The 22,683-nt window shown below is 66.0% G+C and carries 21 protein-coding genes and 1 tRNA gene; 8 read left to right on the top strand and 14 right to left on the bottom strand.

Annotated elements, in window-relative coordinates; genetic code table 11:
• The first annotated feature begins 86 nt into the window (after positions 1–86).
• From atpD to ACQR03_RS29645, 3 genes are all read left to right on the top strand, one after another.
• Positions 87–1,529: a F0F1 ATP synthase subunit beta gene (gene atpD, locus ACQR03_RS29655; protein WP_315715937.1), complete on the top strand. Its 1,443-nt coding sequence runs from the start codon at positions 87–89 to the stop codon at positions 1,527–1,529.
• 91 nt (positions 1,530–1,620) lie between these two features.
• Entirely contained in the window at positions 1,621–2,028 is a 408-nt protein-coding gene (locus tag ACQR03_RS29650; protein WP_315715938.1) for a F0F1 ATP synthase subunit epsilon, read from the top strand.
• A 166-nt stretch (positions 2,029–2,194) separates the two neighbouring features.
• Positions 2,195–3,883, top strand: coding sequence for an adenylate/guanylate cyclase domain-containing protein (locus tag ACQR03_RS29645; RefSeq protein ID WP_315750640.1), 1,689 nt, complete (start codon positions 2,195–2,197; stop codon positions 3,881–3,883).
• 86 nt (positions 3,884–3,969) lie between these two features.
• Here the strand turns inward: ACQR03_RS29645 and ACQR03_RS29640 are convergent, their stop codons facing one another.
• The 11 genes from ACQR03_RS29640 to obgE all read right to left on the bottom strand — a co-directional run bounded on the left by ACQR03_RS29640 (position 3,970) and on the right by obgE (position 14,978).
• On the bottom strand, positions 3,970–4,476 hold the full coding sequence (locus tag ACQR03_RS29640) for an RNA pyrophosphohydrolase (RefSeq protein ID WP_315750642.1): 507 nt from the start codon (positions 4,474–4,476) through the stop codon (positions 3,970–3,972).
• A gap of 141 nt (positions 4,477–4,617) precedes the next feature.
• Positions 4,618–5,124: an RNA pyrophosphohydrolase gene (locus tag ACQR03_RS29635; protein WP_315715941.1), complete on the bottom strand. Its 507-nt coding sequence runs from the start codon at positions 5,122–5,124 to the stop codon at positions 4,618–4,620.
• Between the two features lie 88 nt (positions 5,125–5,212).
• Positions 5,213–6,430, bottom strand: coding sequence for a divergent polysaccharide deacetylase family protein (locus ACQR03_RS29630; RefSeq protein WP_434842136.1), 1,218 nt, complete (start codon positions 6,428–6,430; stop codon positions 5,213–5,215).
• Between the two features lie 182 nt (positions 6,431–6,612).
• Positions 6,613–7,965, bottom strand: coding sequence for a S41 family peptidase (locus tag ACQR03_RS29625; protein ID WP_315715943.1), 1,353 nt, complete (start codon positions 7,963–7,965; stop codon positions 6,613–6,615).
• Positions 7,962–9,332, bottom strand: a complete 1,371-nt coding sequence (locus ACQR03_RS29620; protein WP_315715944.1) for a murein hydrolase activator EnvC family protein — start codon at positions 9,330–9,332, stop codon at positions 7,962–7,964. Before ACQR03_RS29620 ends, ACQR03_RS29625 begins: the two co-directional genes overlap by 4 nt.
• A 33-nt stretch (positions 9,333–9,365) precedes the next feature.
• Positions 9,366–9,848: a 23S rRNA (pseudouridine(1915)-N(3))-methyltransferase RlmH gene (gene rlmH, locus ACQR03_RS29615; protein ID WP_315715945.1), complete on the bottom strand. Its 483-nt coding sequence runs from the start codon at positions 9,846–9,848 to the stop codon at positions 9,366–9,368.
• A gap of 56 nt (positions 9,849–9,904) precedes the next feature.
• Positions 9,905–10,261 (bottom strand): ribosome silencing factor, encoded by a 357-nt coding sequence (gene rsfS, locus ACQR03_RS29610; RefSeq protein WP_315715946.1) that lies wholly within the window; start codon positions 10,259–10,261, stop codon positions 9,905–9,907.
• A 311-nt stretch (positions 10,262–10,572) separates the two neighbouring features.
• The gene (locus ACQR03_RS29605) at positions 10,573–11,196 is read right to left on the bottom strand and encodes a nicotinate-nucleotide adenylyltransferase (protein WP_315716185.1); all 624 of its coding nucleotides are present in this window, start codon (positions 11,194–11,196) and stop codon (positions 10,573–10,575) included.
• A gap of 66 nt (positions 11,197–11,262) precedes the next feature.
• A complete protein-coding gene (locus tag ACQR03_RS29600) occupies positions 11,263–12,552 on the bottom strand; it encodes a glutamate-5-semialdehyde dehydrogenase (protein ID WP_434842137.1) in 1,290 nt (429 codons plus the stop codon).
• A gap of 74 nt (positions 12,553–12,626) precedes the next feature.
• Positions 12,627–13,763 (bottom strand): glutamate 5-kinase, encoded by a 1,137-nt coding sequence (gene proB / locus ACQR03_RS29595; protein WP_315750649.1) that lies wholly within the window; start codon positions 13,761–13,763, stop codon positions 12,627–12,629.
• A gap of 144 nt (positions 13,764–13,907) precedes the next feature.
• Positions 13,908–14,978, bottom strand: a complete 1,071-nt coding sequence (obgE, locus tag ACQR03_RS29590) for a GTPase ObgE (protein WP_434842138.1) — start codon at positions 14,976–14,978, stop codon at positions 13,908–13,910.
• 201 nt (positions 14,979–15,179) lie between these two features.
• Here obgE and ACQR03_RS29585 point away from each other — a divergent pair, with 201 nt between their 5' ends.
• Entirely contained in the window at positions 15,180–16,097 is a 918-nt protein-coding gene (locus tag ACQR03_RS29585; protein WP_315825786.1) for a DMT family transporter, read from the top strand.
• Positions 16,098–16,175: 78 nt separating this feature from the next.
• Here the strand turns inward: ACQR03_RS29585 and ACQR03_RS29580 are convergent, their stop codons facing one another.
• The 3 genes from ACQR03_RS29580 to rplU form a co-directional block, all read right to left on the bottom strand.
• Positions 16,176–16,766, bottom strand: a complete 591-nt coding sequence (locus ACQR03_RS29580) for a GNAT family N-acetyltransferase (protein WP_316186213.1) — start codon at positions 16,764–16,766, stop codon at positions 16,176–16,178.
• Positions 16,767–16,904: 138 nt separating this feature from the next.
• A complete protein-coding gene (gene rpmA / locus ACQR03_RS29575; RefSeq protein ID WP_315715952.1) occupies positions 16,905–17,174 on the bottom strand; it encodes a 50S ribosomal protein L27 in 270 nt (89 codons plus the stop codon).
• Between the two features lie 139 nt (positions 17,175–17,313).
• The gene (rplU, locus tag ACQR03_RS29570; protein ID WP_315715953.1) at positions 17,314–17,697 is read right to left on the bottom strand and encodes a 50S ribosomal protein L21; all 384 of its coding nucleotides are present in this window, start codon (positions 17,695–17,697) and stop codon (positions 17,314–17,316) included.
• Between the two features lie 358 nt (positions 17,698–18,055).
• Between rplU and ACQR03_RS29565 the strand changes: the two genes are divergently transcribed.
• From ACQR03_RS29565 to ACQR03_RS29550, 4 genes are all read left to right on the top strand, one after another.
• Complete coding sequence (locus ACQR03_RS29565; RefSeq protein WP_434842139.1) at positions 18,056–19,195, top strand: ROK family protein; 1,140 nt, start codon at positions 18,056–18,058, stop codon at positions 19,193–19,195.
• A 471-nt stretch (positions 19,196–19,666) separates the two neighbouring features.
• The gene (locus ACQR03_RS29560; protein ID WP_409998630.1) at positions 19,667–20,326 is read left to right on the top strand and encodes an outer membrane protein; all 660 of its coding nucleotides are present in this window, start codon (positions 19,667–19,669) and stop codon (positions 20,324–20,326) included.
• A gap of 233 nt (positions 20,327–20,559) precedes the next feature.
• Positions 20,560–20,649 (top strand) — tRNA-Ser (locus ACQR03_RS29555).
• Positions 20,650–20,746: 97 nt separating this feature from the next.
• On the top strand, positions 20,747–22,243 hold the full coding sequence (locus tag ACQR03_RS29550; RefSeq protein WP_434842140.1) for a DUF6538 domain-containing protein: 1,497 nt from the start codon (positions 20,747–20,749) through the stop codon (positions 22,241–22,243).
• Positions 22,244–22,683: the final 440 nt, after the last annotated feature.

Here is a 22,683-nt window from a genome sequence, read left to right as displayed (position 1 = left end):
GCAGCGCCCGTTGAAGCGCAACCCAGGAACATATCCCGGTCGAGCCGACCGTGGTTTCGTATACGGATCGTAAGGAGAGACACTCAATGGCTACCGCAGCCAACCAGATCGGTCGCATCACCCAGGTCATCGGCGCCGTCGTCGACGTGCAGTTCGAAGGTCACCTGCCGGCCATTCTCAATTCGCTCGAAACCAAGAACGCCGGCAACCGCCTGGTGCTCGAAGTGGCCCAGCATCTCGGCGAATCCACCGTGCGCACCATCGCGATGGACACCACCGAAGGTCTGGTCCGCGGCCAGGAGGTGACCGACACCGGTTCGCCGATCCAGGTGCCGGTGGGCGTCGGCACGCTCGGCCGCATCATGAACGTGATCGGCGAGCCGATCGACGAGGCCGGTCCGGTCGAGGCCGAGGGCCTGCGTCCGATCCACGCGGACGCGCCGAGCTACACCGACCAGTCGACCGAAGCCGAGATTCTCGTCACCGGCATCAAGGTCGTCGACCTCTTGGCTCCCTACGCCAAGGGCGGCAAGATCGGTCTGTTCGGCGGCGCCGGCGTCGGCAAGACCGTGCTGATCCAGGAGCTCATCAACAACGTCGCCAAGGCGCACGGTGGCTATTCGGTGTTCGCCGGCGTCGGCGAGCGTACCCGTGAAGGCAACGACCTCTATCACGAGTTCATCGAATCCAAGGTCAACGCCGATCCGCACAATCCCGATCCGAGCGTCAAGTCGAAGTGCGCGCTGGTGTTCGGCCAGATGAACGAGCCGCCCGGCGCCCGCGCCCGCGTCGGCCTGACCGGCCTCACCGTCGCCGAGCACTTCCGCGACCAGGGCCAGGACGTGCTGTTCTTCGTCGACAACATCTTCCGGTTCACCCAGGCCGGCTCGGAAGTGTCGGCGCTGCTCGGCCGCATCCCCTCGGCGGTGGGTTATCAGCCGACGCTCGCCACCGACATGGGCGCGCTGCAGGAGCGCATCACCACCACCAACAAGGGCTCGATCACCTCGGTGCAGGCCATCTACGTGCCGGCCGACGACTTGACCGACCCGGCGCCGGCGACCTCGTTCGCGCATTTGGACGCCACCACCGTGCTCAACCGCGCGATCTCGGAAAAGGGCATCTACCCGGCGGTGGACCCGCTCGACTCGACCTCGCGCATGCTCTCCCCGCTGGTCGTCGGCGAGGAGCACTATCAGACCGCGCGTCAGGTCCAGCAGATTCTGCAGCGCTACAAGTCGCTGCAGGATATCATCGCCATCCTGGGCATGGACGAGCTGTCGGAAGAGGACAAGCTGACCGTGGCCCGCGCCCGCAAGATCGAGCGCTTCCTGTCGCAGCCGTTCCACGTCGCCGAAATCTTCACGGGATCGCCGGGCAAGTTCGTCGACCTCGCCGACACCATCAAGGGCTTCAAGGGCCTGTGTGAAGGCAAGTACGACCACCTGCCGGAGGCCGCCTTCTACATGGTCGGCAACATCGACGAGGCGGTCGAGAAGGGCAAGAAGCTGGCCGCTGAGGCAGCCTAAGGGCGAATAGGGAGCAGCGAATAGACGAGCTGTTCGCTGCTTCCTCCTTCACTACTCGCCATTCGCTATTCGCTATTCGCAGGTTTCCCCAATGGCTACTTTCCATTTCGATCTCGTCTCGCCGGAAAAGATCGCCTTCTCGGGCGAGGTCGACCAGGTCGACGTTCCCGGCCAGGAGGGTGATTTCGGCGTGCTCGCCGGGCATGCGCCGTTCGTGGCGACGCTGCGGCCGGGTATCCTGACGGTGACATCAGGCGGATCGCAGCAGAAGATCATCGTGCTCGGCGGCCTTGCCGAGATCTCGGACAAGGGTCTGACGGTTCTCGCCGACGTCGCCACGTCGCTGAAGGAGCTCGACCAGACCGCTTTCGCGGCCGAGATCGCCGGCATGGAATCCAAGCTGAACGAGAAGCAGGGCAACGAGCTCGATCGCGCGATCGAGCGGCTCGATCACTTCAAGACGATCCAGCAGCAGCTCAATACGACTGCGCTGCATTGATCCCACCGCACGACGTATGAATGAACGTTCATGGCCGGGCTCTGCCCGGCCATTTTCGTTTGGGGCTCGAACGTCGTGCGCCGGTCGATGACTACTTCAAGGGAGGCCGGTTGCATGCTCACCGATCTGACGGCATGCTCCCGGCCAATCCAGCGGGCGCGGTGACATGGCAGGACAGATCGTCTTGAAACGCAAGATCGCGGCGATTTTCGCCGCCGATATCGCCGGCTATTCGCGCCTCGTCGCGGAGGATGAAGAAGAGACGCTACGGCGACTGGCGGCCTATCGCGAGGTCGTTGACGACTTCATCGCGCGAGCCGGCGGCCGCATCTTCAACACCGCCGGTGATGCGGTGCTCGCGGAATTCCCCAGCGCGGTCGAAGCGGTGCGTTGCGCGATCGACATCCAGGAGAGCCTGCGCACGCGCAACATGGCGTATCCGCCGAGCCGGCAGATGAGCTACCGCATCGGCATCACCATCGGCGACGTCGTCGAGCGCGACGGCGATCTGCTCGGCGACGGCGTCAACATCGCAGCACGCCTCGAGGGCCTCGCCGACGTCGGCGGCATCTGCATCTCGCGCGCCGTTCATGAGCAGGTCGCCAACAAGCTGTCGGTGCAGTTCGCCGACATGGGCGCGCGGGAGGTCAAGAACATCCCGACCCCGGTGCACGCCTATCGCGTGGCGATGCGCCGCGAGGACGGCACCTACGCGCCGCCGGAAGAAAAGAAAGCCGCCCGCGGGGGCGGGCTCCGCCTGATCTGGCGAATTGCGGCCGCCGTGGTTGCGCTCGGAGCCGTCGGGGTCGGGACCGAGCTCTATCTGGATTATCGCGATCCGCACCCCGCGCAGCGCGATGCCGCCAAGGCGGCCGCGGAAGCGCTGGCCCGGCTGTCGGCCACGCCGGCTTCGCCGTCCTCGGTCCCGTCTGCATCCCCATCCCCCGCGCCGACGCAGTCATCCGTCGCCAGGCAGCCGGCCGACTCGCCGCAGCCGCAACAGTCGCCCTCGCCTTCATCCACTGTCGCCGCCGAGAAGTTTGCACCCGAAGCCGTGCCGTTCGTGAGCGAGCGGACCCGCATTGCACTGGCGCGCGACTACGTGCCGGCACCGGATCACAAGGCGTTCGCGACCACGATCAACGGCGTCAGCGCCTATGTCACCGGACAGGCGAGCGACGACGCGGCGAAATCGGCTGCGCTGGAGCAGTGCCAGCAGCGCGCGGAAAATGCGAACGGGCCGCGCAAATGCGAACTCTATGCCGTCGGCGACAATGTCGTTTACGTGCATAGCAAACCGCCGTTGCCGCCGCAGCCCTGGGTGCGCCACGACCCGATGACCGAGCGCGCCTTCAGCGCGGCAGAGATGCCGCTGGTGCGCGATACAGGCCGGGCCCGGCTCGAAGCGAACTACGGCACGGCGCGTCGGACCAAGGCCATCGCGCTCGGGCCCGGCGGGCAGTTCTTCTACAGCGTCGGCGGCGACCTCGTCGACGATGTGGTTCGCCGCAATCTGGAAGCCTGCGGTGCCCAGGCGGGCACCGCCTGCATCATCGTTGCGCTCGACGATGCCTTCGTGGTGCCGATACCGACCGTGATGAAAGCCACCGGCTTCTTCCGCGCGGCCATCCATCAGGCGATCGCCCCGGAGGCGCGCGAGGAGGTGGCGCGACGTCTCGAGGCCGCGACGTCGGGCTGGAATGCAGTCGCGGTCGGCACGGCCGGCCACCCCGGCTTCGGCCTCAATGGCGACCGTGAGGAGACGGCGATCGGCGGCGCGCTGGCCGACTGCGCCACGCGCGACAACGACTGCCGGGTGATTGCGATCGGGCCGTTCACGGTCGAGGACAATTAGGCCGGCGAACTCTCGCGACATCGCCTTTCCGAGGCGCGCGGAGCGTCGGCCCTTGAATGACGAAGAGCCCCGCGCTCCGACGTAGATCAGTCGCCAACGTTGGCGAGATGCGCAAAAGCCTGCGCCACCGCGCGATAGACCTCGCGACGAAACGGCACCACCAGCTCCGGGACGCGCGCCAGGCGGTCCCAGCGCCAGGCGTCGAACTCGGCCGGCTGGCCGTTGCGCGGCGTCACCGGATCGATGTCGGCCTCGCGCCCGGTGAAGCGCATCGCGAACCATTTCTGGCGCTGGCCGCGAAAGCGCGCGAGCCGGTGGTTCGGATCCTCGAATGGCGGAAATTCGTAAGTCAGCCAGTCGGTCTCGCCGAGGATGTCGGCGTCGCGAATGCCGGTCTCCTCCCACAGCTCGCGCCGCGCTGCCGCCTGAAGATCCTCGCCGGGGTCGACGCCGCCCTGCGGCATCTGCCATTCGAGCCCGGGCAGCACGATCTCCGGCCCGTCGTCGCGAAAGCGGCGTCCAAGGAAGACGAGCCCTTCGGCGTTGAGCAGCGCGATACCGACATTCGGACGATAGGGTCTGGTCTCGGTCATCCTCGAATCCATGAGCTGTCGTTCGCATGGCAGTGCATCATGACGGCATCGTCGCGACGCATCTGCAGAGATTCCCTGCAGCTCCTGCGCAGAAGCGGACTAGCGGATGTCGGGTACCGCGTCGAGGGCGGGGATCGCGATTCAATCGCCTGCGAGCGGAGCGAATTCCTTGACCACGCGCTCATAGACCGGCCGCTTGAACGGCACGATCAGCCCCGGCAGGTTCTTCATCGGCTCCCAGCGCCAGCTGACGAATTCCGCCTTGTGGTGGCCGCCGCCGGGGCGCTCGACATCGATCTCGGCATCGGCCCCGGTGAAGCGCAGCGCGAACCATTTCTGGCGCTGGCCGCGATAGCGCCCCTTCCAGGCACGGCCTGCGACCGTGCGCGGAATATCGTAGGTCAGCCAGTCGCCGACCTCGGCCAGCTTCTCGACGGAGCGCACGCTGGTCTCTTCATACAGCTCGCGCTTGGCCGCCTCCCAGGCATCCTCGCCGGGATCGACGCCGCCCTGCGGCATCTGCCAGACATGGGTGTCGTCGACATGCTCGATTCCGCCGGCGCGGCGACCGATGAAAACCAGCCCCTCCGAATTGATCAGCATGATGCCGACGCAGGTGCGGTAAGGCAGGTCCTCGTAGCGCGTCATTCCGGTCTCGGCCTTCCTGCGGGGACCCTGCGCCTCGCTGCGCAGGCCTCCCGCTGTCACGTCGCCAGTCGGGCCGGCGCACGTTCGTTCAGTTCGATTTTGATTTCAGCATCGCGGTTGTCAATGGCACCAGCAGAATGCCCTTGCGGTCGAGCCCCTTGATCCAGGTGCCGATACGGTCGATCGAGGCCGGCAGCGCCGAGGCGGTCCCGACGGCGACGCCACGTTCCTTGGCCAGGCTTTCGAGCTTGGCGAGCGCATTGTCGATCTCGACCGGGGTCGGCACCGCGTCGATGGCGACGTCGCCCTTCGCGAACGGCATCGCGAGCCCCGTGGCCAGTGAGGCTGCCACGCTGCGCGGGGCTGCGCCATCGTCGAACAGGGCCAGACCGCGCTTGGCGGCCTCGTTCACGATCGGCTGCATCGCCGCTTCCGTTGCGACGAAGCGCGCACCCATGAAGTTGCCGATGCCGACGTAACCCTGCAGCCGGCTCATGTGCCAGAACAGCCGGTCGATGTTCTGGTCCGGTCCGAGTGTTGCGAGCAGCGTCTGCGGACCCGGATCGTTGTCGGGATAGTCGTAGGGCTCCATCGGGACCTGCAGCAGGATCTCGTGGCGCTGCGCCCGGGCGCGCTCGGCGAGCTTGGTCGGATCGGAGCCATAGGGCGTGAAGGCCAGGGTGACCGCCGGCGGCAGCTTCATGATCGCGTCCGCCGTCTTGGCGGCGCCGACGCCGAGACCGCCGATCACGATCGCGACGGCCGGCATGCGCGCCGCCTTGGCGCGGTCGGCCTCGGCCGCATAGGCAGTGAATGGCTTCAGCCCGTCGGCCATCACCGGGATCATGCCGTAGCGCGACTTCTCCAGCAGCCGCGGGTCCACGCCGGGCATCTGGCTCGCGGGCGCGGCCGATCCAGGCTCTGCCGTCTCGCCACCGGCACCGATCGCGACCTCCTGGCGGGCGCCGCTGGAGCCGTCGATGATGGTGACCGTCTTGCGCTCGCCGCCCTCCTGCTTGGCCGCGGGGGCCGCGCCGTGGTCGGCCTTTGCATCTGGCTTGCCATCCGGCTTGGCGGCGGCCTTGTCGTCGGTGGGTTTTGCGCCCTCGTTGATCGCGACGCGGGCGATCGGCTCGCCACCGAGCGGATTGTCGTTGAACATCGCAAAGCCGGCAAACATGACCAAGAACAGCCCCAGCAGCATCGCGAGGGCCTGCAGGGCCGTGAAGGGAAGCCGAATGCGGCGCCTGCGACGCTTTTCCGTCTGCCCGAGCGGGGCGCTCAGCTCGTCGGCCGTCTCTGTCATCGAAATTCCCGAATCAATCGGGTCGACGATACCACGGCAGGGATTCGGACGCAGGGCCGGTGTCCGAAAGCCCGTAGATCGGCGGAGCGGCAAACCAAGAAGCCGTCCAAAAAGGAAGGGCGGCCCGGAGGCCGCCCTTCAAACCTGATTCGCGTCGGTCGGCTGCCGCTCAGTTGGCGACCTCAGTTTGCCGCCTTGGCCGGCTTGTCGGCCGCGGCCTTCTCGGTCGGCGCCGGGGTGTTGGCGCTGTTCTTGATGCCGTGGAGCAGGTCGGCGGCCATTTTGAGCGCCTTGTCGTCCTTGGTGTCCGGCGGCACGTAGGACTGCGAGCCGGTCTTCTCGTCGCCGTCGTTCTTCAGATGGCCGCGCAGCGACGCCTCGCCCTTGGTGTCGGTGCGCGACTTCAGCTCATCCGGCACGTCCTGCAGCACCTCGATGTCGGGCACGATGCCCTTGGCCTGGATCGACTTGCCCGACGGCGTGTAGTAGCGCGCGGTGGTCAGCCGCAGCGCGCCGTTGCCGGCGCCGAGCGGGATGATGGTCTGCACCGAGCCCTTGCCGAACGAGCGGGTGCCGACCAGCGTCGCGCGCTTGTGGTCCTGCAGCGCGCCGGCCACGATCTCCGACGCCGACGCCGAGCCGCCATTGATCAGCACGATGACCGGCTTGCCCTTGGTGAGGTCGCCGGCATGTGCCGCGCGGCGCTGCGTCTCCTCGGCATTGCGGCCGCGGGTCGAGACGATCTCGCCGCGCTCCAGGAACGCGTCGGAGACGGTGACCGCCTCCTCGAGCAGGCCGCCCGGGTTGTTGCGCAGGTCGATGATGTAGCCCTTCAGCTTGTCACCGATCTGGTTCTGCAGGTCGGCGATGCTCTTCTTCAGGCCCTCGGTGGTCTGCTCGTTGAAGGTGGTGATGCGGATATAGGCGATGTCGTCGCTCTCGGTGCGCGAGCGCACCGAGCGGACGCGGATGTTGTCGCGGGTCAATGTCACGTCGAGCGGATTGTCAGCGCCCTTGCGCACGACTTTCAGCTTGATCTTGGTGCCGACCGGGCCGCGCATCTTCTCGACCGCCTGGTTGAGGGTCAGGCCCTGCACGGCTTCGTCGTCGAGATTGGTGATGATGTCGTTGGCCTGGATGCCCGCCTTCGAGGCCGGCGTATCGTCGATCGGCGACACCACCTTGATCAGGCCGTCTTCCATCGTCACCTCGATGCCGAGGCCGCCGAACTCGCCGCGGGTCTGCACCTGCATGTCGCGGAAGCTCTTCGCATCCATGTAGCTCGAATGCGGATCGAGGCCCGAGAGCATGCCGCTGATCGCGGACTCGACCAGCTTCGAATCGTCGGGCTTCTCGACATAATCGCTGCGCACCCGCTCGAAGACGTCGCCGAACAGGTTGAGCTGGCGATAGGTATCGGCGGTCGCGGCGCGCGCCGTCGATCCCATCAACACCGCGCGCGGTTGCGAGACGAACAGGGTCAATGCCGCACCGGTGGCCGCGCTCAGGAGAATTACCGAAGTCTTACGCATCATCCGCGTACCTTTTCGCCTTCATTTGCGGCCCACCATGGGCCTGGATCGATTGGAGTGCCGTCCTTACGGAACTCGACATAGAGCACTGGTTGACTCGCGTTGGTAGCGAGAATGGAGGCAACCTGGGAGCTGTTACCCATGATCGCGACCGGCTCTCCCGTCTGAACAAACTGCCCGATGTTGACGGAAATGCGCTCCATCCCGGCGATCAGGACATGATACCCGCCACCGGCGTTGAGGATCAAGAGTTGTCCGTAGCTACGGAAGGGACCCGCATACACAACCCAGCCATCACACGGGGTTGTGACCTGAGCCCCCGGCCGGGTTGCCAAAGAAATGCCTTTATCCGAGCCGCCCGCACCGTCCGATGCGCCAAATTCGCGGATCTTGGTGCCGTTGACAGGAAACGTCAGCATGCCCTTGGTCGAGGCGAACGCGATCGCGGGCGCCTTGCGGCCCGGGTTGCGCAGCGCATTCGCGTCCGGCTTGCTGTTGACCGGCACCCCCTGCAGGCTCGCCGTCGAGGCAGCTTTGGCCGCGCTCTTGAGGTCCAGCTCCATCGTCGTGATCAGTCCCTGCAGCGAGTCGATCTGCTGGGCCAGCACGGCGGCGCGCGCGCTTTCGGCTTCCATGTCCTTCTCGGCCGAGCTCTGCTTGCGCTGGCGTTCCTCCACCAGGGCGGCGAGACGGGTCTGATCGGTGCGCAGCCTGTCGCGGTCGCCGGCGAGCTTGTCGCGTTCGCTGGCGATCGTCTTGCGGATGGCGACGAGCTCGCCGAGATCGGTCGAGAGCTTTTCGGCTCGGCTTCGCATCTCGGGGATCACCGAACCCAGCAGCATCGCCGTGCGCAATGACTGCAGCGCGTCCTCCGGACGGACGAGCAGGGCCGGCGGGGTGCGGCGTCCGGCACGCTGCAGTGCGGCCAGAACCTCGATGATCTCCGAGCGCCGCGCTTCCAGCGACGTCCGCAGATCCTGCTCGCGGCCGTCGAGCCCACGCAGCCGCGTTTCGGCCTCGCCAACCCGCACTTCGACGCTGCGCACCTGCGCCGCCACGTCGATCAGCTGCTGATTGAGCTTGCCGCGATCCTCGCCGAGCGCGGCGATGTCGGCCTTCAGCCGCTCCTGGGCCTCGGCGGCGGCCTTCTGGGCCGCGCGGGCGGCCTCGAGCTCCTGTTCGCGCTGCTTCAACTGCTCCGGGGTGGCTGGCGTCGGTGACGCGGTGCCGGGGATGGATGGCCGGAGTCCGCTCTGCGCCAGCGCCGGACATCCGGAAAAGACCACCACGAGCGCGATGAGCGACGCGCGGCAGGACCGGCCGCTGCGGACAGGTCTTGGGAAGCAGGAGAGGGGCCGCGCAGCGAACATCGAGGTCCTTATTGTGCTCCCATCGTCCCTTGTTCAAGCGCGGTGATAGGGGTGACCGGCAAGGATCGTAGCAGTACGGTAAATCTGCTCGAGCAGCAGGACGCGGACGATCTGGTGCGGCCAGGTGGCGGCGCCAAACGCAACCCCGAGCTTGGCTCTGCGCCGCAAATCGGGCGAAAGTCCGTCGGCGCCGCCGATTGCGAAGACGGCAGCCGGAATGCCCTCGTCCCGCCAGCGCCCAAGATAACCCGCAAAAGTTGTACTGTCGACGTTCCGGCCACGCTCGTCGAGACAGACGAGCACGGACTTGTCGGGGATCGCCGCCGATATCGCGGAGGCCTCCTCGGTCATGCGCGTCGCCGCATCGCGCGCGCGGCTTTCCGGGATTTCATGGATGTCGAGGCCGCGAAAGCCGAGCTTGCGGCCGATGTCGTCGAAACGCTCGCGGTAGCGCTCCGCGAGCTCCCGCTCGGGACCCTGCTTCAACCGGCCGATGGCGACCACGATCAGGCGCATGCGCACCGACTAGCACGTGCGCCGCACGATTCGCATCCGCCGCGGCGTGGGACCGCCTAGACCGCCTTGGCCGGGTTCGGCCCTTGAGTCCACAATCGCTCGAGATTGTAGAACTCGCGAACCTCGGGTCGAAACACGTGCACGATCACGTCGCCGGAATCGATCAGCACCCAATCGCAATTGGGCAGGCCCTCGATGTGGAGTTTCTTGGTGCCGGCTTCCTTCAGGCCCTTGGCGACGTTTTCCGCGATCGATCCGACGTGCCGGTTCGAGCGGCCCGTGGTAATGACCATGTAGTCGGAATACGCCGATTTGCCGTGAAGATCGATCGTGACCGTCTCCTCCGCCTTCATGTCTTCGAGGCGGGAGAGGATCGTGCGCAGGGTCTTGTCGGCGTCGGGTTGCGCCTGCAAGGCCGCATCTTGGGTCGACGTCTTACGCGCTGACTTGGCCGTCGCCGACTTGGTAGTCGTTGCCTTCGTCTTCGGTAAGGCCGACTGGGACAATACAGATGTGGTCAGGGACCATTCCTTTCACTGTATCGCAGGCCGAATCCAACCCGGCCTGCTGACCATATTAGGCATGTGGGGTTAAGGGTTTCAACAATCCAGTACCCCGGTCGTCCGGCCCGACAGCGTCCAGGCCGTCCCCGCTTCGGACCGTAGCGGAGACGGCAGGTTCCATGCATATCCGATGCCGCGCGCGATGGCGAACGCGCGGCCTTTCAGAACGACTTCCAACTGCCGTCCGGGTTCCTCAGGCCCGTCGACGACAGGCTGAGCTTGAGGCCGGTGAGGTAGACCCAGGCTGGAGCGGCGCGGTCGGCCAGACGGCTGGCTTGCGCTTCGGGAATGCGATACCGCGCCAGGGCGCGTGCGGCGGGCGCGTTCAGGGCGCGGAAGCTGCGGGGCGGACGATCGACCACGGCCATCGGAACCTGGGCCGCGATGTGCCGCCACTTCTGCCAGCGATGGAACTGCGCGAGATTGTCAGCGCCCATGATCCACACGAAGCGCAAGCGCGATGCACGCCGGCGCAGATAATCGATCGTGTCGGCAGTGTAGCGGGTGCCGATGACGGATTCGAGACAGCTGATCTCGATGCGCGGATCGGCGGCCACCTTGCGCGCCGCCTCGGCGCGTTCGGCCAGCGCATGCAGCCCGCCATTGTTCTTGAGCGGATTGCCCGGTGTCACCAGCCACCAGACACGGTCCAGCTGCAGCCGCTTCAGCGCGAACAGGCTGATCGCGCGGTGCGCCTGGTGCGGCGGATTGAACGAGCCGCCGAGCAGGCCGATGCGCATGCCATCACTGTGGGGCGGCAGCGCCTGGCGGATCGCAAGGCGCATGGCTGTGGCGTCGGTCACGGCTGCCCCCGCCTGCTGCTCATGCAACTCAACCACAGGATGCGGCCGTCATGGCCGCGTCTGCCCGGTGCCGTGGATGCGATATTTGAAGCTGGTGAGCTGCTCGACGCCGACGGGGCCGCGCGCATGGAACTTGCCCGTGGCGATGCCGATCTCGGCGCCGAAACCGAACTCGCCGCCGTCGGCGAACTGGGTCGAGGCGTTGTGCAGCACGATCGCCGAGTCGACCTCGTTGAGGAACTTGTCGGCGGCCGCATTGTCATCGGTGACGATCGCGTCGGTGTGGTGTGAGCCGTGCGCGTGGATGTGGGCGATCGCGCCCTCCACGCCGTCGACGACCTTCGCGGCGATGATCGCGTCGAGATATTCGGTGTCCCAGTCCTCGTTGCTGGCCGGCTTCACGCGCGCATCGGCCGCGCACACGACCTCATCGCCCCGCACCTCGCAGCCGGCGCCAATTAGCATGTCGACCAGCGGCTCGATCTTGTCGGCGGCCGCGCGATCGACCAGCAGCGTCTCTGCCGCGCCGCAGACGCCGGTGCGGCGCATCTTGGCGTTCAGCACGATCGACTTGGCCATCTCCAGGTCGGCGGCGCCGTCGACATAGACGTGGTTGACGCCTTCGAGATGCGCGAACACCGGCACACGTGCCTCGGCCTCGACGCGGGCGACGAGGCTCTTGCCGCCGCGCGGCACGATGACGTCGACGCCGCCGTTCAGGCCGGACAGCAGCAGGCCCACGGCGGCACGATCGCGCGTCGGCACCAGCGTGATCGCAGCCTCCGGCAGGCCCGCCTCGCGCAGGCCTTCGACGAGGCATTCGTGGATGGCGCGGCAGGAGCGGAACGAGTCCGAGCCGCCGCGCAGGATCACCGCATTGCCGGACTTCAGGCACAGCACGCCGGCATCGGCCGCCACGTTGGGGCGGCTCTCGAAGATCACGCCGATCACGCCGAGCGGCACCCGCACGCGCTCGATGGTCATGCCGTTCGGCCGCTGCCAGCTCTCGGTGACGATGCCGATGGGATCGGCGACCTCGCGCACAGCGGCGATGCCGTCGGCCATCGCGGCGACGCGGGCCGGGGTCAAGGTCAGGCGATCGAGGAAGGAGGAAGTGATGCCGGCGGCCTTGGCCTCGACCACGTCCTCGGCATTGGCGGCGATGATCGTGTCCGCGCGGGCCCGGATCAGCCGCTCCATCGCCTCCAGCGCCCGGTTCTTCTGCGCGGCCGGCGCCAGCGCCAGCACGCGCGCGGCGGCGCGCGCCTGCTTGGCGAGGTCGTTCATCAGCGCAGGCAGATCGGCGCTGCCGTCGATGGCTTTCAAAGGCGCGGTCATGGGCGTTTCAACCTTGAATTAAGGCTCTCCAGTAGCACGGAATTCGGCCGTTTGCGAACGCTGGTGCCGCGGTCTCAGACCGGACCGGCACCTGCCGGGCCGATCACCAGATCGTCGCGATGGATCATCTCGGCGCGGCCGGAGATGCCGAGGATGACGGCCACGTCCGGCGACGAACGGCCCTTGATCCGCTCGGCATCGTCGGCGTCATAGGCGACGAGGCCGCGGCCGATCTCATGGGTGTCGGGGCCGCGCACCACCACGGCATCGCCGCGGGCGAACTGGCCATCGACACGGATGACGCCGGCCGGCAAGAGGCTTTTGCCCGCCCGCAGCGCGGTCACGGCGCCGGCGTCGATCGTCAGCGTGCCCTTCGGCTCCAGTGAACCCGCGATCCAGCGTTTGCGCGCGGTGACGGGGTTTGCCGGCGTCAGGAACCAGGTGCAACGGCCGCCATTGGCGATCGCGGCCAGCGGGTGCTCGATCTTGCCGGAGGCGATCAGCATGTGGGTGCCGCCAGTGGTGGCGATCTTGGCGGCTTCGATCTTCGTGCGCATGCCGCCGCGCGAAAACTCGGAAGCCGCGCTGCCGGCCATGGCCTCGATGTCGGCGGTGACGCTCTCGACCACGGGGATCAGCCGCGCATTCGGATCCTGCGCGGGCGGCGCGGTGTAGAGGCCGTCGATATCGGACAGCAGCACCAGCAGATCGGCGCTCGCCATGGTCGCGACACGGGCGGCGAGGCGATCATTGTCGCCATAGCGGATCTCGGCGGTCGCGACCGTGTCGTTCTCATTGATGACCGGCACCGCGCGCCATTCCAGGAGCTTGGCGATGGTCGAACGGGCGTTGAGATAGCGCCGGCGCTCCTCGGTGTCCTGCAGCGTCACCAGGATCTGGCCGGCACTGACGCCATGAGCGCCGAGCACCTCCGACCAGGTCCGCGCCAGCGCGATCTGGCCGACCGCGGCGGCCGCCTGGCTCTCCTCCAGCTTCAGCGGTCCGCGCGGCAGCTTCAATCGGCTCCGGCCGAGCGCGATCGAGCCTGAGGATACGACCAGCAGCTCGCAGCCGCGGCTGTGGAGCCGGGCGATGTCGGCCGCCAGCGCGGCGAGCCAGGAGGCGCGGACCTCGCCGGCCTCGGAATCGACCAGCAGCGACGAGCCGACCTTGACGACGATGCGGCGAAAATTTTCGAGACGGGGTGCCATGGCGTGAACGGGGTCGGTTCGAGCCCTCGCATCGTGATGAGAGGTGCGTGGCTGACACGCGGTCCGCACGGGACGGGGCTCAAGTGTTGATGGATGGCGGCGAGTGTCGCAAGCGAGGGCCTGCGAGGCAAGGTTGGCTTCAGTTCAGCCCTGCGGTGACATTGGGGCCGCCCACGGCTCCTCGGTCGCGGCGCTCTCGGTCGTGCTCTTGGCCTTGAGGGACACAGGCTGTTCGCCGACCACGTCGGCGAGCTTGCGCAAAGCTTCCTTGACGCCTTCGCCCGTGGCGCCGGAAATCAGCAGCGGCGTCTTCTTGGCGGCGCGCTTCAGCCGGTCCCTCTGCTTCTTCAGCTCGTCCGGATCGACCGCGTCGATCTTGTTCAGCGCGACGATCTCGACCTTGTCGGTCAGCTCGCCGCCATAGGCTTCGAGCTCGTGCCGCACCGTCTTGTAGGCCTTGCCGGCGTGCTCGCAGGTGGCATCGACCAGGTGCAGCAGCACACGGCAGCGCTCGACATGGCCGAGGAAACGGTCGCCGAGGCCGGCGCCCTCATGCGCGCCCTCGATCAGGCCGGGAATGTCCGCCAGCACGAACTCGCGGCCGTCGGCGTTCACGACGCCGAGCTGCGGATGCAGCGTGGTGAACGGATAGTCGGCGATCTTCGGCTTGGCGGCGGAGACCTTGGACAGGAAGGTCGACTTGCCGGCATTGGGCAGGCCGACCAGGCCGGCATCGGCGATCAGCTTCATGCGCAGCCAGATCCAGCGCTCCTCGCCGGGCTGGCCGGGATTGGCGTTGCGCGGCGCCCGGTTGGTCGGCGACTTGAAATGGGCGTTGCCGAAGCCGCCATTGCCGCCCTCGGCCAGCACGAAGCGCTCGCCCACCGCGGTAAAGTCGTGGATCAGCGTCTCGCGATCCTCGTCGAAGATCTGGGTGCCGACGGGAACCTTCAGCACCACGGACTTGCCGCCGGCGCCATGGCGGTCCTTGCCCATGCCGTTCTCGCCCTTCTGGGCCTTGAAATGCTGCTGGTAGCGGTAGTCGATCAGGGTGTTGAGGCCGTCGACGGCCTCGATGATGACGTCGCCGCCGCGGCCGCCATTGCCGCCGTTCGGCCCGCCGAACTCGATGAACTTCTCGCGCCGGAACGCAACGCAACCGTTGCCGCCGTCGCCGGAGCGCACATAGACCTTGGCTTCATCGAGGAATTTCATGATGCGTCCTACGTAGGCGAGGCGGGTCCCCACGGCAACCGCGGAATGGGTTTAATTCGACCCGAAGCCTTAATTTCGAGCGGTAGAGCCGCGCTGCGCAGCGCGTGGACAAGGCGTGCGCAGGGGTTGCAGCAGGGCTGCATGACGCGCCATGCGGAAGGGCTGGAGCCGCGGCGGCGTGCCTGATAAGGCAGCCCCATCATGAGCGTGCTGTCCCGAATCTCCACCGCCAACGACGAGCGCTCGGCGCGGCTGGCCGGCATCGGCCTGATGCTGCTGTCGATTGCGATGTTCTCGTTCGGCGACGCCCTCGGCAAGTTCCTGGTGTCGACCTATGCCGTCGGCCAACTCCTGTGGCTGCGCGCCTGTGCGGCGCTGCTCTTGCTCGCACCGTTCATCTGGCGCAACCGCGCCGCGTTCCTGCAGCTCGAGCGCCCCTGGCTGCAGCTCGTGCGCGTGATCCTGTCGACGCTCGAGGTCGCGGCGTTCTTCCTCGCCACCGTCTATCTGCCGCTCGCCGACGTCATCACCTACTATCTCGCCGGGCCCATCTTCGTCACCGCGCTGTCGGCGCTGGTGCTGCGCGAGCATGTCGGCTGGCGGCGCTGGACCGCGATCCTGATCGGCTTCTGCGGCGTGCTGATCGCGCTGCGGCCCTCGGCGCAGACCTTCAGCCTGCCGGCCTTGATCGCACTCGGCGGCAGTCTGTCGTTCGCGGTGCTGATGCTGATCACGCGCAGCCTGCGCGCGACGCCCGACATCGTGATGGCGTCGTCGCAGTTCGTCGGGACCTTCCTGCTCGGCGCCGCGATGTCCTCGTTCGGCTGGGTGACGCCGACGCCCGGCAGCCTGGTGCTGTTCGCCGCCGCCGGCCTCATCTCGGTGACCGCGTTGTTCTGCGTCAACCGCTCGCTCAAGCTGGCGCCGGCCTCGGTGGTCGTGCCCTATCAGTACACGATGATCGTCTGGGCCGTGCTGTTCGGCTTCGTCGTGTTCGGCGACGTGCCGCATCCCGCCACCATCATCGGCGCCACCATCATCATCGGCGCTGGGCTGTACATCTATCTGCGCGAGCGCAGCCTGGGGCAGGGCCAGGGTGCGGTGAATCCGCCGGCCTGAGATGCGACCCTCCCCTGGAGGGGGAGGGTCGCCTCACGCGGAGCGAAGCGACACGTGAGGCGGGGTGGGTGGCCCGGCCTAACTCCGCCGCCCCGCATTGGCCCAGGCCTTCAGCGAGCACCAGACGCCGCGGGTCAGGCGGAAGGCGTCGACCGGGGCGGAGGAGCCGATCACCTCGAAGCGGTGCAGCTCGACGCCGGTCCATTGGAAGCCGCACTTTTCCAGGATGTTGCGCGAGGCTGGGTTGCTGACGCGGGCGTGCCCGATCAGCAAATTGTCCTCGCTCGTCTCGAAGAAATGGTCGATGGTGGCGCGCGCGGCTTCGGTGCCGAAGCCGCGGCCCCAATGCGCAACGCCCAGCCAGTAGCCGAGCTCGGCACGGCCCGTTGCTGGTCGATTGATCCCGACCATGCCGATCGGCGTGTCCAGATGCTCGATCAGGAAGGCGGTCTCACCCGTCTGTTCCAGCGCGCGAACGAAGCGAGCGGCATCGACCTCCGAATAGGGATGCGGCAGGCGGCGGGTATTCTCGGCGATAACACGGTCGTCGGCGAGCCGGGCGATGGCTGCCACGTCCGCGAGCACCGGCGCACGCAGCGTCAGGCGGGAGGTTTCGAGGACGCAAGGTCTCGCCTCGCGCAAGGTGGGAGTGGTGATGTCCTGCAGCATGTCGGGCTCCATCGACGCTTCGGGATCAGCTTCGGATCAGCGAAAATGAAAAGGGGAGGCCGGTTGTCCCGCCTCCCCTGGAGCCATCTGGCGCTCCGCCGGTTCATCAGGACCCGGCGGACGCTATGTGTTCCACCGTTATTCAGCAGCCTCGGCGGCTACCGGACGCACCGAAATGAACGTGCGGTTGGCGCGGGCGTGGAATTCGACGACGCCGTCGATTTTCGCGAAGATCGTGTGATCCGTGCCCATGCCGACGTTGAGGCCGGGATGCCAGGTGGTGCCGCGCTGACGCGCAATGATGTTGCCGGGAATCACGCGCTCGCCGCCGAACGCCTTGATGCCGAGGCGCTTGCCCTTGGAGTCGCGTCCGTTGCGGGATGAACCGCCTGCCTTTTTATGAGCCATCGCTCGTCTCCGATCTCTTGCGATCACCTTTAGCGCGATTCCGCTAAGGGATCATTCACATTTGCAACCTGCGCGGACGAAAAATCCACGCGCGATGAGGTTCAAGCCGGTGCGGCGCGCGAGACGCGCGCCGGCACGCTTACTCGGCGGCGTCGGCCGCCGGGGCTTCCGCCTTGACCTTCTTCGGGCGCGGGCCCTTGGTCGGCTTGGCGTTGTCGGTCAGGATCTCCGAGACGCGGATCAAGGTCAGCTCGTCCCGGTAGCCGCGCTTGCGGCGCGAATTCTTGCGGCGGCGCTTCTTGAACGCGATCACCTTGGGGCCGCGCTTGTGGTCCAGCACCTCGACGGCCACGGACGCGCCGGCCACCGCGGGGATGCCCAGCACCGGCGTATCACCGCCGACCACCAGCACCTCGTTCAGCTGCACGATCGTTCCGGGCTCACCGTCGATCTTGCCAATCTCGAGCACATCATCCGGGGCGACGCGGTATTGCTTGCCGCCGGTCTTGATGACTGCGAACATCGTTCTCATCCTTCGTGTTCGATCCCGGCCTCAGAGCGCGATGGCCCCGGGTCGGCTTCTTGTTCAGTCGTTATGGTTCATGTGGTCCGGCCCGATTGGAGCCGGAAGTCGCGCCCGAGGCTTTGAGGCCTCGAGAAAGGGCGCAACGACAAACGGCGCAGGAACGCCCGCGCCGGTCGATCGGGCGCTTATAGCGGGGTGAGCCGGCGAGTCAAGGTGAATGGCCGGTTGCCGGTCGGACGGGATGCCCGGATCCCGCCGATCCCTGCCGCCATTCGCTCGACCCGGCGCACCGGACCCGCAACCAACTGTTCCCTCCGCCGTTGTCCGAGCCCAACGCACAACAGGGCAGGATCGCATGGCCGACGACGTCATGACCACCACGGGCATCGCCCGCCACGGCGCCGCGCGGCTGCCGACGGTCGAGATCGACAGCTTCAACATCGAGCTCAAGGACGAGGACGGCTTCCTCGGCGACCGCGCCTCCAAGGGCGCCTTTCGCAAGATCCTGGAGCGCTGGCGCAAGCCGTTGCGCAAATCCGGCAAGGATCCGTTCGGCGACGAGGACAGCGAGACCATCAGCAAGAAGGCGCTGGATGAGATCCTGGTCGGCGACGACACCGAGGCCTCGGCCGTGGTGCACTCCGCGATCGAGGAATTCGCTCAGGAGCTCGCCCATGTCACTCGGCGCTTCCTGCGCACCAAGGCCTGGGCCAAGACCGAATGCATCGTGGTCGGCGGCGGTTTTCGTGACTCTCGCCTCGGCGAGCTGGCGATCGCGCGCACCGAGATCATCCTCAAGGACGAGGGTTTTGGCGTCGAGCTGGAGCCGATCCGCTATCATCCCGACGATGCCGGCCTGATCGGCGCGCTGCATCTGGCGCCGTCCTGGATCTTCGAGGCCCATGACAGCATCCTGGCGGTCGATATCGGCGGCACCAACATCCGCTGCGGCGTGGTCGAGACCGCGCGCAAGAAGGCCCCGGACCTGTCGAAAGCGTCGGTGTGGAAGTCCGATCTCTGGCGTCATGCCGATGACGAACCCACGCGGGAAGGTGCGGTCAAGCGGCTCGCCAAGATGCTGAAGGAGCTGATCGAGGAGGCGAACGCCGAGGACCTGCGGCTGGCGCCCTTCATCGGCATCGCCTGTCCCGGCGTCATCAACGAGGACGGCTCGATCGAGAAGGGCGCGCAGAACCTGCCGGGCAATTGGGAGAGCAGCAAGTTCAACCTGCCGGCCAGCCTGGTCGAGGCGATCCCGATGATCGGCGATCACGACACCGCGGTGCTGATGCACAATGACGGCGTCGTGCAAGGCCTCTCCGAGGTGCCGTTCATGCAGGAGTTCGAGCGCTGGGGCGTGCTGACCATCGGCACCGGCCTGGGCAATGCCCGCTTTACCAACCGCCGCAAGGAGAACGGCCGCAGGGACAAGGACGACAAGGCCAAGGAGGACAAGGCCGACGACAAGAAGGCGGCCAAGAAGAAGAAGGATTGAGCATTGGCGCGGCCGCGCCATGTCTCTCGGTGGTCCGGAGGGGAGGGCATGCCGCACTGCAACAGGGCGCCTCCGCGCTCCCAGACGTGCGGAAAACCGCCGTACAACCAGTCGGATGGCCTGGAGCCCGGTAACCTTGACTGGTTAGGTTAAGGAACGGTTCGCATTGCGATGCACGCGCAGATGGCTCAGGGTCGCCGGCGTCGCTCAGGCCGGCCGGATTGACCCCCGTCTCTTCCGTCGGTTTCCCCAAGATGTAGCGACACGGGACCGCCGGTATGTGTCAGCGTACGGCGGTCCCACCTTTGTCTCCTGGCCTCCGTCGCCAGCCGCCGCGTCCGCAACGGCAGGAGAAATCGTCGTCGGTATAAATCAAGTCCATTTACAAACCGTCTAGTCGGTTTATAAATGGACATCCCAAATGGGGTGGGATTTGACGGCGCAATCTCGCGCCGGGTGGAGTGTGAGGACATGATGATCAGACGGGCGAGAGGCTGGATGGCTGCGGTGGCGGCGGCGACGCTGGGCCTCGGCGGGGCAGAGGCAGCCGACCTGGCGGCGACCACCTACAAGGCGCCGGCCTATGCCGCCGCACCGGCACCGTTTTCCTGGACCGGCTTCTATGCCGGCGCCAATGTCGGCGGCGCCTTCACCGGAAACGACTCCTTCACGAACGCCGCCGGCGCCAATGGCGGTGAGCTGTCCGGCGTGATCGGCGGCCTGCAGGCCGGCTACAACTACCAGATCTCGCCGATGTTCGTGGTCGGCATCGAGAACGATCTCGAATTCACCGGTCTCTCGCGCAAGGCCGACCTCGTCAATCCGGCCGTCAGCATGCCCTGGCTCACCTCCGGCCGCGCGCGCGCCGGCATCGCGGTGCTCGACCAGCGCCTGTGGCTGTATGGTACGGCGGGACTTGCGGCCGGCGAGTTGAAGGACGGGCCGACCCACAAGATGAAGATGGGCTGGACCGCGGGCGGCGGCGCCGAATGGGCGTTCCTGCCGAAATGGTCGGCCAAGCTCGAATACCTCTACACCGACCTCAAGCACGACGATCTGCCGGACTGGCGAGCGGCCAAGATTCACTCCGTGCGGCTCGGCTTGAACTACCATTTCGACCTGTTCCGCTGACGAGCGCGGCGCAGACCAGCGGGTTCGAAGGCCCGCGTCAGTCTGGGGCCTTCGGAGCGCGGGGCCGAGCGGTGTAGCCGTTCAGCCGCCGCGTGCGGTCCGCTTCCCCGAGCGGACCGCAATGGCGCGCGCATGCGCGAGCCCCGGGAAAATTTCGACCGGCTGCCTTGTCACCCCCCGCATCGTGCCCTAGAACGACGCCCGACCCGGGGGCTCGCCCCTGATTTGCGCCTGGAGAGGTGGCAGAGTGGTTGAATGCACCGCACTCGAAATGCGGCATAGGTGCAAGCCTATCGGGGGTTCGAATCCCTCCCTCTCCGCCAGCCCACACAGAAGTCCAATAAAATCAACAGGTCATTGATTGACATAGGCTTTTCCGCCCGAGATTGGTACATACGGGTGGTGCACGTGACTCTTTCAATGACTCGTCCCTGGAAGCATCCTGACAGCGGCTATTACTGGTTCCGGAAGCGTGTTCCGGATGATATTCGCAACCTGATCGGGAAGCGCGAGGAGCGCTTCAGTTTGGGGACGCGGGATCCCAGCGAGGCGAAGCGGCTGCATGCGCTGAAGCTCGCCGAAGTCGAGGAGCGCTGGTCCAATTTGCGGAGTGGCCAGCGCCCGTTGTCTTCTGACGATGTCGCGCGACATGCTGCGACCATCGGAGATCATCTGCGGCGCCAAGTTGAAGCGGATCCCTATCAGCAGCTTCAATGGGACATCGAAATCGGGGCAAGCCTCTGGACTGCGCGCACGGGCGAACTCTACCTGGACGTCACTCAACCACTGCCCCCAGCTGATCAAAAGAGGATTGATCAACAGAGCATTTGTTATTGGCTTGTCGACCAGTATCTCAGTGGCAAAAACTTAACTCCGCGTCCGGAGGATCGCGAAAAGCTGGCGCGCGCGGTCACTGTTGAGGTGCAGCGGGTGGTTCAGCATCACGAAGCTTACTTGCGCGGCAAGCAGGAGGTGCACGTCGGCGCGTTTGCGCTGCAAAACCTTCGGGCTCCGGCTGAGCCATTGACTTTCGAAACGATCATTCAGGGCTGGGTGGTTGAGAAGCAGCCAAACAATAAGACGCAGTATACGTGGCGCCGTGTGATGAACGAGCTGTCGGCATTCTTAGATCACGATGATGCGCGTCGCGTTGCTCCCGACGACCTCATTCGCTGGAAGCAAGATCTGCTCGCCAAGGGACGGGCTAACAAGACCATTCGCGATAGCAAGCTCGCTCCAGTGCGAGCGATCTTTCAGTGCGCGGTCGACAACCGAAAGCTGGACAGTAACCCCGCTGCCCGCATCAACATCGATCTGAAGAGCCGATCGTCGGAGAAGAAGCGAGGATACTCTGATGAGGAGGCCAAGATAATTCTGAGAGCGGCGCGCACCGAGAAGGAGGCGCATAAGCGGTGGGTGCCGTGGGTTTGTGCCTACACCGGTGCCCGCATTTCGGAAATTTGCCAGCTGCGATCCGAGGATATCAAGGAGATCGATGGGGTCCCTTGCATAGCCTTTGCGGCCGAAGCCGGCCCGCTGAAAAACGTGAATTCAGAGCGCGTCGTGCCGATACACTCGGCGTTGAAAGATGAAGGATTCCTGACATTCGCGGCGCGTGCCGGGAAAGGGCCGCTCTTTCCTAATCTTGCACCAGACCGTTTCGGCAGCCGCGGTGGCACCGGGACCAAAATACTGAGCAGGTGGATCAGATCGCTCGGCGTGGTTGATAAGCGGATTTCACCGAATCACTCTTGGCGCCACCGGTTGAAGACCCTTGGACGGCGGCATGGGCTTGCTGTCGACATTCTCGATGCGATGACGGGCCATGGTCGGAAGTCAGTAGCCGACACCTACGGAGATTTTCCTTCTGCCGCGATGTTGAGGGAGCTCAGTAAGATCTCAGCTCTCAAGCTTTGAGCTCGCGCAGCAAGTCGGGAGTTTTGCTGACTACGAATCTGAGGGTCGGACGTTCGAACAGTTCTGGGCGCGCCAGCAATTCAGTAGTTTGGCGAAGACTTGAGCTCGTTTTGCTTACTGCGGTATCGTGAAAGTAAGCGCATGGTAAGCACATGGACAAGCCTCCGTGCTAGTCGGCCTGCTGCCGCTGGGCTCAGCGCAATTCCCCCGTTGGAAGCTTTGCAGCGAGAACTAACTAAGCTAGATCCGTGACCTCTGCCGCGGCTGGCCCTCGTACTATCGGTTCAAAGCTCTCTCGCTCCGTCAGTTAGGCTCCCAGCTATCCCGACAACGCGGGAAACTACGCTATTTTCCGCGGATTTCTTTGACCTTGCCCCCAACTTTTATCCAGTCCTGAGTTCGGTCCAGCTGTTGAGATTGCCCGGTTGGGCGGTGCGAGC

The sequence above is a fragment of the Bradyrhizobium sp. HKCCYLS3070 genome (assembly GCF_051167575.1).
Lineage (GTDB): Bacteria > Pseudomonadota > Alphaproteobacteria > Rhizobiales > Xanthobacteraceae > Bradyrhizobium.
Note: the sequence above shows the minus strand (reverse complement) of the source record. Positions and strands in the feature narration are given on the sequence as shown.

Excerpts from the sequence above, each read along its gene's own strand:
- ACQR03_RS29630 (WP_434842136.1), bottom strand. The coding sequence starts at position 6,430 with ATGACAGAGACGGCCGACGAGCTGAGCGCCCCGCTCGGGCAGACGGAA.
- obgE (WP_434842138.1), bottom strand. The coding sequence starts at position 14,978 with ATGAAATTCCTCGATGAAGCCAAGGTCTATGTGCGCTCCGGCGACGGC.
- ACQR03_RS29565 (WP_434842139.1), top strand. The coding sequence starts at position 18,056 with ATGGCCGACGACGTCATGACCACCACGGGCATCGCCCGCCACGGCGCC.
- atpD (WP_315715937.1), top strand. The coding sequence starts at position 87 with ATGGCTACCGCAGCCAACCAGATCGGTCGCATCACCCAGGTCATCGGC.
- ACQR03_RS29600 (WP_434842137.1), bottom strand. The coding sequence starts at position 12,552 with ATGACCGCGCCTTTGAAAGCCATCGACGGCAGCGCCGATCTGCCTGCG.
- ACQR03_RS29645 (WP_315750640.1), top strand. The coding sequence starts at position 2,195 with ATGGCAGGACAGATCGTCTTGAAACGCAAGATCGCGGCGATTTTCGCC.
- ACQR03_RS29620 (WP_315715944.1), bottom strand. The coding sequence starts at position 9,332 with ATGTTCGCTGCGCGGCCCCTCTCCTGCTTCCCAAGACCTGTCCGCAGC.
- ACQR03_RS29560 (WP_409998630.1), top strand. The coding sequence starts at position 19,667 with ATGATGATCAGACGGGCGAGAGGCTGGATGGCTGCGGTGGCGGCGGCG.
- ACQR03_RS29580 (WP_316186213.1), bottom strand. The coding sequence starts at position 16,766 with ATGCTGCAGGACATCACCACTCCCACCTTGCGCGAGGCGAGACCTTGC.
- ACQR03_RS29550 (WP_434842140.1), top strand. The coding sequence starts at position 20,747 with ATGACTCGTCCCTGGAAGCATCCTGACAGCGGCTATTACTGGTTCCGG.
- rpmA (WP_315715952.1), bottom strand. The coding sequence starts at position 17,174 with ATGGCTCATAAAAAGGCAGGCGGTTCATCCCGCAACGGACGCGACTCC.
- rlmH (WP_315715945.1), bottom strand. The coding sequence starts at position 9,848 with ATGCGCCTGATCGTGGTCGCCATCGGCCGGTTGAAGCAGGGTCCCGAG.
- ACQR03_RS29625 (WP_315715943.1), bottom strand. The coding sequence starts at position 7,965 with ATGATGCGTAAGACTTCGGTAATTCTCCTGAGCGCGGCCACCGGTGCG.
- ACQR03_RS29605 (WP_315716185.1), bottom strand. The coding sequence starts at position 11,196 with ATGCGCCTTGCGATCCGCCAGGCGCTGCCGCCCCACAGTGATGGCATG.
- proB (WP_315750649.1), bottom strand. The coding sequence starts at position 13,763 with ATGGCACCCCGTCTCGAAAATTTTCGCCGCATCGTCGTCAAGGTCGGC.
- ACQR03_RS29650 (WP_315715938.1), top strand. The coding sequence starts at position 1,621 with ATGGCTACTTTCCATTTCGATCTCGTCTCGCCGGAAAAGATCGCCTTC.
- rplU (WP_315715953.1), bottom strand. The coding sequence starts at position 17,697 with ATGTTCGCAGTCATCAAGACCGGCGGCAAGCAATACCGCGTCGCCCCG.
- ACQR03_RS29585 (WP_315825786.1), top strand. The coding sequence starts at position 15,180 with ATGAGCGTGCTGTCCCGAATCTCCACCGCCAACGACGAGCGCTCGGCG.
- ACQR03_RS29640 (WP_315750642.1), bottom strand. The coding sequence starts at position 4,476 with ATGACCGAGACCAGACCCTATCGTCCGAATGTCGGTATCGCGCTGCTC.
- ACQR03_RS29635 (WP_315715941.1), bottom strand. The coding sequence starts at position 5,124 with ATGACGCGCTACGAGGACCTGCCTTACCGCACCTGCGTCGGCATCATG.